The 12,200-nt window shown below is 52.4% G+C and carries 11 protein-coding genes; 7 read left to right on the forward strand and 4 right to left on the reverse strand.

Features of this window, described 5'->3' with window-relative positions; all coding sequences use genetic code 11:
• Positions 1–75: 75 nt before the first annotated feature.
• Positions 76–438 carry a YibL family ribosome-associated protein gene (locus tag OGY08_RS10530; protein WP_008786458.1) on the reverse strand — a complete coding sequence of 121 codons (363 nt, stop codon included), beginning with the start codon at positions 436–438 and terminating at the stop codon, positions 76–78.
• Positions 439–729: 291 nt separating this feature from the next.
• Between OGY08_RS10530 and OGY08_RS10535 the strand changes: the two genes are divergently transcribed.
• Positions 730–936, forward strand: coding sequence for a hypothetical protein (locus OGY08_RS10535; RefSeq protein WP_032945348.1), 207 nt, complete (start codon positions 730–732; stop codon positions 934–936).
• Between the two features lie 12 nt (positions 937–948).
• On the opposite strand, the gene mtlR is transcribed toward OGY08_RS10535, so the two are convergent.
• The 3 genes from mtlR to mtlA all read right to left on the reverse strand — a co-directional run bounded on the left by mtlR (position 949) and on the right by mtlA (position 4,736).
• The gene (gene mtlR, locus OGY08_RS10540) at positions 949–1,536 is read right to left on the reverse strand and encodes a mannitol operon repressor MtlR (protein ID WP_003024179.1); all 588 of its coding nucleotides are present in this window, start codon (positions 1,534–1,536) and stop codon (positions 949–951) included.
• Positions 1,536–2,684, reverse strand: a complete 1,149-nt coding sequence (gene mtlD / locus OGY08_RS10545; RefSeq protein ID WP_125362765.1) for a mannitol-1-phosphate 5-dehydrogenase — start codon at positions 2,682–2,684, stop codon at positions 1,536–1,538. Before mtlD ends, mtlR begins: the two co-directional genes overlap by 1 nt.
• A gap of 138 nt (positions 2,685–2,822) precedes the next feature.
• Positions 2,823–4,736: a PTS mannitol transporter subunit IICBA gene (mtlA, locus tag OGY08_RS10550; RefSeq protein WP_125362766.1), complete on the reverse strand. Its 1,914-nt coding sequence runs from the start codon at positions 4,734–4,736 to the stop codon at positions 2,823–2,825.
• Between the two features lie 531 nt (positions 4,737–5,267).
• Here mtlA and OGY08_RS10555 point away from each other — a divergent pair.
• The 6 genes from OGY08_RS10555 to yiaY all read left to right on the forward strand — a co-directional run bounded on the left by OGY08_RS10555 (position 5,268) and on the right by yiaY (position 12,146).
• Positions 5,268–5,630, forward strand: a complete 363-nt coding sequence (locus tag OGY08_RS10555) for a DUF3302 domain-containing protein (RefSeq protein ID WP_003827338.1) — start codon at positions 5,268–5,270, stop codon at positions 5,628–5,630.
• 2 nt (positions 5,631–5,632) lie between these two features.
• Positions 5,633–6,769, forward strand: a complete 1,137-nt coding sequence (locus OGY08_RS10560; protein WP_003827339.1) for an HlyD family secretion protein — start codon at positions 5,633–5,635, stop codon at positions 6,767–6,769.
• A gap of 97 nt (positions 6,770–6,866) precedes the next feature.
• Positions 6,867–7,475: a glutathione S-transferase gene (locus tag OGY08_RS10565; RefSeq protein ID WP_008786453.1), complete on the forward strand. Its 609-nt coding sequence runs from the start codon at positions 6,867–6,869 to the stop codon at positions 7,473–7,475.
• A gap of 98 nt (positions 7,476–7,573) precedes the next feature.
• Positions 7,574–8,965 carry an L-seryl-tRNA(Sec) selenium transferase gene (gene selA / locus OGY08_RS10570; RefSeq protein WP_125362767.1) on the forward strand — a complete coding sequence of 464 codons (1,392 nt, stop codon included), beginning with the start codon at positions 7,574–7,576 and terminating at the stop codon, positions 8,963–8,965.
• On the forward strand, positions 8,962–10,806 hold the full coding sequence (gene selB / locus OGY08_RS10575) for a selenocysteine-specific translation elongation factor (RefSeq protein ID WP_125362768.1): 1,845 nt from the start codon (positions 8,962–8,964) through the stop codon (positions 10,804–10,806). The genes selA and selB overlap by 4 nt, the downstream gene beginning before the upstream one ends.
• A gap of 188 nt (positions 10,807–10,994) precedes the next feature.
• Positions 10,995–12,146 (forward strand): L-threonine dehydrogenase, encoded by a 1,152-nt coding sequence (yiaY, locus tag OGY08_RS10580; RefSeq protein ID WP_008786450.1) that lies wholly within the window; start codon positions 10,995–10,997, stop codon positions 12,144–12,146.
• The last annotated feature ends 54 nt before the right edge of the window (positions 12,147–12,200 follow it).

The raw sequence follows: 12,200 nt of genomic DNA on the forward strand, positions 1-12,200 counted from the left end.
CTAAAATTGGTAGGGCCAATTGAGGGGGGGGGGGGGAATGAAGGACCGGGCAAGCGGATGTTGCCCGGTGGGAGATTAGAACTCGCTCTTCGCGAAGCCCGTCATCTCTTTCAGGCCCATTTCACGGCCAAGCTCGGTCATCGGGTGGACGACGATCAGGCCGCGCACGCTTTTCTTCAGTTTGCCCATGTCAGCCTGCTCTTTTTTGGTGATGGCCCGACGGAACGGAAGTTTTGTCAGCTTTTGCGCTTCTTTGCTCAGCTTCTGGCCGTGAACTTCACGCAGGCGTGCGATCTCGGCTTCCAGAGTTTCTTTCTCTTTTTCCAGCTCGGCGTATTTGTCGGCGGCTTCAACAAGGGACAGGTCTGCCTGCTGGTGGCGAATAGCGTCCAGACGATCGCTCAGGCGTTTAATTTCGTTTTTTTCGACTTCTTTCATAGGATAGCTTCTGATAAAAATAGGATGAATATCCTATAGTATGCGCGCAGAGCAGGATTATTCACAACTGCTCGAAGATAAATAATCAAATACCGTAAGTATTAATTAGCTAATGATAATGTTATTGCATTGATTAACAAGGAATTTTAAGCGATAAGATCGGCCGTGGTGCTTTTATTGGCGTGTTCGTGGTGAAGCACGTTTTCCTCAATATAAACACCAAACTGATCCTAAACTTAAATGATCAACCGCACAGGCTGAGCGCGGTTAATACATGGAGGAGGGAAGATTATGGCGAAAATAGGTGAGAACGTTTCAATCCTGATTGATAAAACTGTCGATTTTATGGCTTCAAGCCAGGCTTTTCGCGAATATTTGAATAAAACACCGCCGCGCAACGTTGTCCCTTCAGAAATACCGCAGGAAAACGCGCAGCTGTATCTGCAACGTCTGGCGTACTATCGGCAGCTGTATCGACCGCAGCAGGAAGAGAAATAAGCAAACATCGTCTTATTTTTGAAAGGCTTTTTTTAAGCTGATTTTAGAAATCAGCTCGGTCAGGGAAAGGACCATGGTGGATCGTACCATCTGCTGGTAACGCTGGATCTGCATGGCATGCAAACCAGAGTCTGAGGTATCAAACTGGGGTGGCGGCGGGAGTGCCGTCACGCAGTGAAGTTCACCAAACGGTCCAAGAATTTCGTCGTCGGTGAATGCGTATTCGTTGCCGTCGTGATTCAGCTCCTCCCGCAGCGCCATCAGCAGCTCCGCATCTTCGTACTCCGGGCGACTGAGTACGCCCAGGCCGTAGATTAACTTCAGACGAACAGAAAGATCGCCCAACGGACCATCGCCGTCGAGCAGCGGTTCTACGGCGTATTTCACCGCATAGTCGTCTTTGCGAAATACCTGAAGCACAAGGATATTCACCGCCTCGGTGAGCAGTTCTACGGCGGTGATGAGGAAGCTGCGTACGGTTTTGCCAGCATTCAGACGCTCAAGCACACGATTTTCAAAGGCCTGCGTTTGTTCCATTATTGCCTGCATATCTGACAATCTATTATTCAGGCGCAGGATATCCTGCGCCAGGTCCTGCATCATTTCTTTGCGTTATACGCGTTAACAGCCTCAAGCACGACATCACTATTGGCATCCAGCCCGGAAACTTGCGCCAGCGCGGCCTGTGGACCTTTTTCGTCAATCAGCGCGGCCAGTTCCTGTGCCTGCGGATCTTCTTCGCTGCGATAGTGCATCGCTGCCGCAATACCGGTAACCAGATTCGCATGCGGCAAACCATATTCCAGCGTACCCAGCAGCGGTTTAATCAGGCGGTCGCCTGCGCTCAGCTTACGCAGCGGCTGACGACCCACGCGCTCAACGTCATCTTTCAGATACGGGTTTTCAAAACGACCGAGGATTTTCTGAATGTATGCCGCATGTTTTGCTGCATCAAAGCCATAGCGTTTGATCAGTACCGCGCCGCTCTCTTCCATCGCACCTTTTACCACTGCGCGGATTTTCTCGTCGAGAATCGCGTCACGGATGGTCTGATGACCGGTCAATTTTCCGAGGTACGCGGTTATAGCATGCCCGGTGTTCAGCGTGAAGAGTTTACGTTCGACAAATGCCATCAGGTTATCAGTTAATTCCATTCCTGGGATATTTGGCAGTTCACCTTTGAACTGTGTTTTGTCGACAATCCACTCACTGAAGGTTTCGACGGTAACTTCCAGCGGATCGTTGGTTGCTGAAGCCGAAGGCGGAACAATGCGGTCCACGGCAGAATCGACAAAGCCAACATGTTCTTCAACCCAGGTTTTATCTTCATCTGCTAACGCGTTCATTACATGGCCTTTCAACTGGGTCGTTCCGCGCACCATGTTTTCACAAGCGATGATATTTAGTGGAGTAGCGATGCCCTGCGCCTTGCGTTTAACCAGTCCTTTGGCGATGGCTGGAGCGATACGCTCAAGTACAACCGGACCGACGGCGGTAGTGACTAAATCTACGTGGGCAATCAGTTCAACAACATCATCGCCGATGCTGCTTACAGCGTTGACGCCGGAGACGGTATCAACCTGCTCATTTTCACCCACGACATGAACCTGATAGCTATGACGGGCATTCAGGGCATCGAGCACGACCTGATTTACATCCGCGAACGTCAGCTGTATCCCCGCGTCCGCCAGCAGTTTGCCGATAAAGCCACGACCGATATTACCTGCGCCAAAATGTAATGCTTTCATAGTATTAACCTTCATTAATGTTTTTACCCAAGAGGGCTGGGGTGAGGGACTGCATTGATTTCCCCTCAACCTAACCCTCTCCACAAGGGAGAGGATTTTGTAGGCCCGGTAAGCGTGATCGCCACCGGGCAATAACGCTTACTTACGACCTGCCAGCAGTTCCAGAACTTCATCCACGCTGGTGGTATGGGCCAGACGTTCGATCACGGATTCATCATCCAGAGCGTTGGTCAGGCTGGTAATCACCTGGATGTGCTCGTTGTTACGCGCTGCGATACCAATAACCAGACGGGCAATATCGTCTTCTTCTTCACCGAAGCGAACGCCTTCCGGGTACTGGCAGAACACCACACCGGTTTTCAGCACGCGGTCTTTGGCTTCAACCGTACCGTGCGGTACTGCGATGGACTCACCCAGGTAAGTCGGGGTCAGTTTTTCGCGGTCCAGCATCGCCTCAACGTATTCTGGCTCAACGTAGCCACCTTTCACCAGTTGCTCACCAGCAAAGCGAATCGCTTCTTCTTTGTTAGCCGCTTTACGGCCAAGGAAGATGTTCTCCGCACCCAGTTTGAACAGGTGGGTATCACCCTCTTCAAAGCTGTCTTTCAGGTGGTCGCGAACTTTCTCCTCGTTCACGTTGTGGCGCTGCGCAGCGACCAGACGTTCGGTCAGGTTGGAGTACAGACCGCTGTCGAGGAAGTTGGTCAGCGAAATGTGCTGTGCCTGAGGCACCTGGCGCATCGCGCGTTCGGTCAGGTCACGGTGGGTAATGACCAGATCCACATCCGGCGGCAGATTGTTAATCGCGCTGTTAGTGACGGAAATCTGAGACAGCCCTGCATCCTGCACTTTCTTACGTAGTACGCCCGCACCCATGGCGCTGGAACCCATACCGGCATCGCAGGCAACGATGATTTTACGCACATGGCTCAGGTCGTTGGTTACATCGCCAGCCGCCAGCGGAGATGCGCCTTTGGATTCCGCTTTCATGTCGTGCATACGACGGGTTGCGGCATCAATGTCATCATCTTCTTTCACTTTGCTGGTTTTCAGCAGAATGGCTGAGACCACAAAGGAGACTGCCATAGCCGCACAGATAGCAGCGATGTTAGCGAAGTAAGCTCCCTTAGGTGTCATTGCCAGCACGGCCAGGATAGAACCCGGAGACGCCGGAGAAACCAGACCGCCGTTCAGGATAGTCAGGGTAAATACGCCAGTCATACCGCCGAGAATAACGGCCAGGATCAGGCGCGGGTTCATCAGCACGTACGGGAAGTAAATTTCGTGGATACCACCCAGGAAGTGGATGATAGCCGCGCCGCCTGCAGACTGCTTAGCGCTGCCGCGACCGAAGAACATGTACGCCAGCAGCACGCCCATACCCGGACCTGGGTTAGCTTCAATCAGGAAGAAGATGGATTTACCCATCTCATGGGACTGCTGAATACCCAGCGGTGAGAAAATACCGTGGTTAATGGCGTTGTTGAGGAACAGGATTTTCGCCGGTTCAACGAAAATCGATGCCAGTGGCAGCATGTCATGGACAACCATGAAGTTAACGCCTGCCGCCAGAATTTTGGACAGTGCTTCAACCAATGGGCCAATGCCGAGGAATGCCAGAATGGCGAGGATCATACCGATGATGCCAGCGGAGAAGTTATTCACCAGCATCTCAAAACCGGATTTGATCTTACCGTCTACCCAGCTGTCGAAGTGTTTGATCGCCCAGCCGCCCAGTGGACCTGCAATCATCGCGCCGAGGAACATTGGCATGTCTGCGCCGACGATAACGCCCATGGTGGTGATTGCACCAACTACGCCGCCACGCTCGCCGCCAACCAGTTTACCACCGGTATAACCGATCAGTAGCGGCAGCAGATAGGTGATCATCGGGCCGACCAGCTTCGCCAGCGTTTCGTTCGGCAACCACCCTGTCGGAATGAATAATGCGGTGATAATACCCCACGCGATAAACGCGCCGATATTTGGCATCACCATGTTGCTGAGGAATCGACCAAAGCTTTGCACCTTGATCTTAATATCGGATGACATAAAAACACCCCTTCTTATGTTTGCTATCACGCAGGCTGAAAGCCCGAGGTTTGTTAATGTAGCGGCAGGAGGTAGCCGGACCCTGTAGATACTGCGAAATCTGGCACTGAATCGTTCAACTGTCCAGTCGACGGCCTTTTATGTGACATTCGTCACGTAAATATAGGGTGTATGGCGTTAGTTAATGTGATTTTCATCACAAAATACCCGTACAAAAAAACATCGCAGTGCAATAATTCGCTGAAAATGAGGATTAAATGTGAAGTGGTTCACATTTTTGCTTTCCTTGTTTGTTGGATTTTTGTGATGTGAATCGCAAAGTATTTTCATCTGAAATTTATCAGATGTGATCTGCGGCAGGTTCTACCCCCGACATTTTTTATTGCAAAACAAAGCAATTTCTCACCAGAAAAAATATTTATTTTGTGGTATGGCAAAAACCCTTAACTCCAGTTATGTTCAAAACATCAGCCAGGGTGCATACGGCTGCCGGCATAAAAAAACTCTAATTAGCGTGAATTCGAGGCAGGTATGTTTCTAAATTATTTCGCGTTGGGCGTGCTGATTTTCGTATTTCTGGTTCTGTTTTATGGAATCATCGCCATCCACGATATCCCCTATAACATGGCTAAGAAGCGCAACCATCCCCATGCCGATGCCATCCATACTGCAGGATGGGTGAGCTTGTTCACTCTTCATGTTATTTGGCCGTTCCTGTGGATCTGGGCCACGCTCTACCAGCCTGAAAAGGGATGGGGAATGCAGTCACACATCACACCGACCGGAAAGGAGTCAGACCCTGAGATTGCCGCGCTGGCAGCGCGAATCACCCAGTTGGAAAAAAGACTGGATGGGGAGAAAAAAACCGATAACTCCACCTTTCCGGAGATTTAATCATGGATTTGTTGATAGTCCTGACCTATGTGGCCTTTGCCTGGGCCATCTTTAAAATATTCCGTATTCCGGTAAACCAATGGACGCTTGCTACCGCTGCATTAGGTGGGGTGTTCATTGTTGCGGGATTGATTTTATTAATGAACTATAACCACCCATATACCTTTACGGCGCAAAAAGCGGTTATTTCAATTCCGGTCACTCCGCAAGTCACAGGAATTGTTAGTGAGGTAACGGATAAAAATAATCAGCTAATTAAAAAAGGCGATGTGCTGTTTAAGCTCGATCCGGTACGGTATCAGGCGCGTGTCGACAGGCTGCAGGCTGATCTGGTTACCGCTACGCACAACATCGACAACCTGAAAGCACAGTTGTCGGAAGCGGTCGCCAATACCACCCGTGTATCTGCTGAACGTGACCGTCTGTATAAAGATTATCAACGCTATTTGAAAGGCAGTCAGGCGAAGGTTAACCCGTTCTCTGAAAGCGATATCGATAACGCCCGGCAAAACTATCTGGCACAGGATGCGCTGGTCAAAGGCTCTGTTGCAGAACAGACGCAGATTCAGAGCCAATTAGACAGTATGGTCAACGGTGAGCAATCTCAGGTTGCGTCCCTACGTGCCCAGCTTGCCGAGGCTAAATACAATCTTGAACAGACGGTAGTTCGTGCCCCCAGCAACGGTTATGCCACGCAGATTTTAATTCGTCCGGGGACTTACGCAGCAGCATTACCTTTGCGTCCGGTAATGGTGTTTATTCCTGAACAAAAACGGCAAATCGTGGCGCAATTCCGCCAGAACTCGCTGCTGCGCCTTAAACCAGGCGATGAAGCGGAAGTGGTGTTTAATGCGCTACCTGGCCAGGTTTTCACCGGCAAGCTGACCAGTATTCTTCCGGTCGTTCCGGGCGGTTCTTATCAGGCGCAGGGCGCATTACAGTCCTTAACGGTGGTGCCGGGTACCGATGGCGTGCTGGCCACGATTGAGCTGGATCCGAATGCCGATGTGGATGCGCTGCCGGACGGTATCTATGCTCAGGTTGCAGTCTATTCCGATCATTTCGCCCACGTGTCGGTAATGCGTAAAGTACTGCTGCGCATGACCAGTTGGATGCATTACCTTTATTTGGATCATTGAGACTGCCATCACCTGCCATTTTCAGTGACCTGAGCCATACTAAGCGGTGTCCCACTATCGTTGGGCACCGCTTTTTTGTTGGCAAAAAGGACCCGGCATGAAACTCATTGGCAGCTATACCAGCCCTTTTGTGCGTAAAATTTCTATTCTGTTACTGGAAAAGGGCATCACCTTCGAATTTGTGAATGAACTCCCCTATAACGCGGATAGCGGCGTGGCGCGCTATAACCCGTTAGGTAAAGTACCCGCGTTAGTCACCGATGCGGGCGAGTATTGGTTTGATTCTCCTATCATCGCGGAATATATAGAGCTACTGGATATTGCACCAGCCATGCTGCCGCGTGATCCGCTGGCTGCGCTGAAGGTACGCCAGTTGGAAGCGTTGGCAGACGGCATTATGGATGCCGGTTTAGTTTCGGTGCGCGAACAGGCTCGCCCTGCCGCGCAGCAGTCAGAAACTGAATTGTTACGTCAGCGTGAGAAGATCACCCGTAGTCTGGATGTGCTGGAAGGCTATCTGGCGGATGGTACGCTGAAAACGGATACGGTTAACCTGGCAACCATTGCGATTGCCTGCGCCGTCGGTTATCTCAATTTCCGTCGGGTTGCGCCTGGCTGGTGTGTTGATCGCCCCCGTCTGGTCAAACTGGTGGAAACGCTCTTTCAACGCGAGAGTTTTGCCCGTACAGAACCGCCAAAGGCTTGATGCGTATTATGTCCGCCTGAGCAAAGTCACGGTACAATCCTTCCTATATCGATATCCCTCTCCACGGTGGAGAGGGCCACCAACAGCCAGGCCCTTTCATGACAACCGACATGCGTTCACTCTACAGCCAGCTTCCTGCTATCGATCGTTTATTGCGCGATAGCGCCTTCCCAGCCTTACGTGAATCTCACGGCCATACCCGGGTGGTTGACCTGCTGCGTCACATGCTCGATGAAGCCAGAGAAGCTATTCGCGACACGCACGCGCTCCCGGAATGGTGTGAGGACTGGGCGCAAGAAGCCAGCGCCCGGCTTGAACGAGAATCGCAAAGCGCGCTACGCCCGGTGATTAACCTGACCGGAACGGTGCTGCATACCAACCTTGGGCGCGCGTCGCAGGCCGAAGAAGCAATTGAAGCGGTGGTACAGGCGATGCGCACGCCGGTGACGCTGGAATATAGTCTGGATGATGCCGGGCGGGGACATCGGGATTGGGCCCTGGCGGATTTACTCTGCCGTCTGACGGGGGCGGAAGACGCCTGTATCGTCAATAACAATGCGGCAGCTGTTCTGCTGATGCTGGCCGCCACGGCGAACGGCAAAGAGGTGGTTGTGTCTCGCGGCGAGCTGGTGGAAATTGGCGGCGCGTTTCGTATTCCGGACGTCATGTGTCAGGCCGGATGCATTCTACGCGAGGTGGGGACCACCAACCGGACCCATGCGAAAGATTACCGCCAGGCAGTGAATGAAAACACCGGTCTGCTGATGAAAGTGCATACCAGTAATTACAGCATTGAAGGCTTCACAAAGTCGGTGGATGAGGCGGAGCTGGCCGTAATTGGGCAGGAACTGGATGTACCGGTGGTGGCGGATCTGGGCAGTGGTTCGCTGGTCGATCTCAGCCAGTATGGCTTGCCGCAGGAGCCGATGCCGCAGCAACTGATTGCCGCTGGCGTCAGTCTGGTGAGTTTCTCCGGCGATAAACTGCTGGGCGGGCCGCAGGCAGGGATAATTGTCGGTAAAAAAGAGATGATCGCTCGTTTGCAGAGCCATCCGCTGAAACGCGCATTACGGGCAGATAAAATGACACTGGCTGCGCTGGAAGCGACGCTACGGCTCTATCTGCACCCGGAAGCACTGGCGGAGAAGTTGCCCACATTGCGCCAGCTCACCCGCTCACAAGAAGCGATCCACGCGCAGGCACAGCAATTACAGGCACAGCTTGAAGAGCATTACGGTGATGAGTTCGCCCTGAATGTGATGCCTTGCCTGTCGCAGATTGGCAGCGGCTCACTACCTGTTGATAGGCTGCCCAGCGCGGCGCTAACCTTTACCCCACATGACGGGCGCGGGAGCCGCCTTGAAGCGTTGGCAGCCCGTTGGCGTACGCTGCCCGTGCCGGTTATTGGGCGAATTTATGATGGCCGCTTATGGCTGGATCTGCGCTGCCTTGAAGACGAGACCCGGTTTATGGAGATGATGCTGAAATGATTATTGCAACTGCCGGACACGTTGACCACGGAAAAACAACGTTATTACAGGCGATTACCGGTGTGAATGCCGACCGTCTGCCGGAAGAAAAAAAGCGCGGCATGACCATCGATCTCGGCTATGCCTACTGGCCGCAGCAGGATGGGCGGGTGCTGGGGTTTATCGACGTTCCTGGACACGAAAAGTTTCTGTCCAACATGTTGGCGGGGGTCGGCGGCATCGATCACGCGTTACTGGTGGTGGCGTGTGATGATGGCGTAATGGCGCAAACCCGTGAGCATTTGCAAATTCTGCAGCTGACGGGCAATCCGCAGATCACCGTGGCACTCACGAAAGCCGACCGCGTAGACGAAGCAAGAATTGAAGAGGTGCGTGCGGAGATTCAGGCCACGCTGGGGAATTATGGTTTCGCGGAGTCGGTGCTTTTCGTCACTGCGGCCAGTGAAGGCCGTGGCATCGAGGAACTGCGTGACCATTTGTTGCAATTAACGTCGCGCGAGCATGCCCGTGATCACAGCTTCCGCCTGGCGATTGACCGCGCCTTTACGGTCAAAGGCGCAGGGCTGGTGGTGACCGGGACGGCGCTCAGCGGTGAAGTGAATGTCGGTGACACGCTGTGGCTCACGGGCGTCAACAAACCGATGCGCGTACGTAGCCTGCATGCACAAAATCAGGCCACCGACCGCGCGCAAGCGGGACAACGTATTGCGCTGAATATTGCCGGTGATGCGCAAAAAGAAGAACTAAACCGCGGCGACTGGCTGCTTTCCGATGCGCCGCCAGAGGCTTTTACCCGCGTGATTGTTTCTTTAGAACATGCTGCGCCGCTGATGCAGTGGCAACCGTTGCATATTCACCACGCGGCCAGCCATGTCACCGGGCGTATCTCTCTGCTTGAAGGGACACTAGCTGAACTGGTGTTTGATACACCACTCTGGCTTGCCGATAACGACCGTCTGGTGCTGCGTGATATTTCTGCCCGTACAACGCTGGCAGGTGCACGTGTTGTGACGCTTAATCCGCCGCGACGCGGAAAGCGTAAGCCGGAATATTTGCAGTGGCTGTCGGCGCTGGAAAACGCGCAGACTGACGGTGACGCTCTGGCGCTGCACCTGACGCGTGGGGCGGTGAATATTCCTGACTTTGCCTGGGCGCGTCAGCTCAATGGCAATGGTATGCGTCCGTTGATTGAGCAACATGGTTTTATTCAGGCGGGATACAGCCTGTTGAATGCCCCCGTTGCCGCGCGCTGGCAGCGGAAAGTTCTCGATACGCTGGCGACCTACCATGAGCAGCACCGTGATGAACCAGGACCCGGGCGCGAGCGCCTGCGCCGTATGGCTTTGCCGATGGAAGACGAAGCGCTGGTATTGCTGCTAATTGAAAAGATGCGCGAGAGTGGCGCTATTCATAGCCATCATGGATGGTTGCATTTGCCGGAACATAAGGCGGGTTTCAGCGATGAGCAGTTGGCAATCTGGCAAAAGGTAGAACCACTTTTTGGCGATGAGCCGTGGTGGGTGCGCGATTTGGCAAAACAGACGGGAACGGATGAACAGATGATGCGTGTGGCGTTACGACAAGCGGCACAGCAAGGCATCATTACCGCGATCGTGAAAGATCGTTATTACCGTAACGATCGGATTGTGGCCTTTGCCAATATGATCCGCGAACTGGATCAGGAAAGGGGATCGACATGTGCCGCCGATTTTCGCGACAGGCTTAACGTTGGGCGCAAATTGGCTATCCAAATTCTGGAATATTTTGACCGCATTGGTTTTACTCGCCGTCGGGGAAATGATCATTTATTACGCGATGCCTTGCTGTTCCCTGAAAAATAATGAAACAATTAATTCATGGATTAAATGAATTAATACAAAATAGATGTTGATTGAAATAAGCACATTAGATTATGAACCTAATGTGCTTTTTAATTGTAAGTGTTATTAAAATAACAACCACGATCATATTTTGTTGGAAATTTCACTCGTATGCTTCCTACCTCTTTAGAGTAATTAAGGATCGTACAATGGCTGCTTCAACATTTTTTATTCCTTCCGTGAATGTAATCGGCGCTGACGCATTAAAAGACGCAATGAATACAATGGCGGAATATGGTTTTCGCCGTACGCTGATTGTTACGGATGCCATGCTGACGAAATTAGGTATGGCTGGCGATATTCAAAAAGCGCTACAGGAACATGATATTTCCAGCGTAATTTACGATGGTACGCATCCTAACCCCACGACCAGTAACGTTGCCGCTGGCCTGAAAATGCTGAAAGAAAATGACTGTGATAGCGTTATTTCTCTCGGCGGCGGCTCTCCTCATGATTGTGCGAAGGGCATTGCGCTGGTGGCGGCTAATGGTGGCGATATTCGTGACTACGAAGGCGTAGACCGCTCTGCAAAACCGCAGCTGCCGATGATCGCCATCAACACCACGGCGGGTACGGCATCTGAAATGACCCGCTTCTGCATCATCACTGATGAAGTACGCCACATTAAAATGGCGATTGTGGATAAGCATGTTACACCGCTGCTGTCCGTCAATGACTCCTCGCTGATGGTCGGTATGCCGAAGTCTCTGACGGCGGCTACCGGTATGGATGCGCTGACTCACGCTATCGAAGCCTATGTTTCTATTGCTGCGACCCCCATTACCGATGCGTGCGCGCTTAAAGCTGTCACCATGATTGCGGAAAACCTGCCGGTCGCCGTGGAAGAGGGCGGCAATGCTCAGGCGCGCGAAGCCATGGCCTATGCGCAGTTCCTCGCAGGTATGGCCTTTAACAATGCCTCCCTTGGCTACGTGCATGCGATGGCGCACCAGTTGGGTGGCTTCTACGATCTGCCACACGGAGTATGTAATGCCGTACTGCTGCCGCATGTACAGGTATTTAATAGCAAAGTTGCTGCCGCCCGCCTGCGCGATTGCGCCTCGGCAATGGGTGTGAACGTTGCTGGTCTGAGCGAAGAGCAAGGGGCAGAAGCCTGCATCGCGGCGATCCGCGAACTGGCGCAGAAAGTGAATATTCCGGCTGGGCTGCGTGAGCTGAACGTGAAAGAAGAAGATTTTGCCGTTCTGGCGACTAATGCCCTGAAAGATGCCTGTGGTTTCACTAACCCGATTCAGGCGACACATGAAGAAATCATGGCGATTTATCGTGCTGCCATGTAATTCGTGATACCTGTCGTAAAGCAGTAAAAGGCTGGCGAATAATTCGCCAGTCCC

The organism is Citrobacter sp. Cpo069 (assembly GCF_030332785.1).
Taxonomy (GTDB): Bacteria; Pseudomonadota; Gammaproteobacteria; order Enterobacterales; family Enterobacteriaceae; genus Citrobacter; species Citrobacter portucalensis.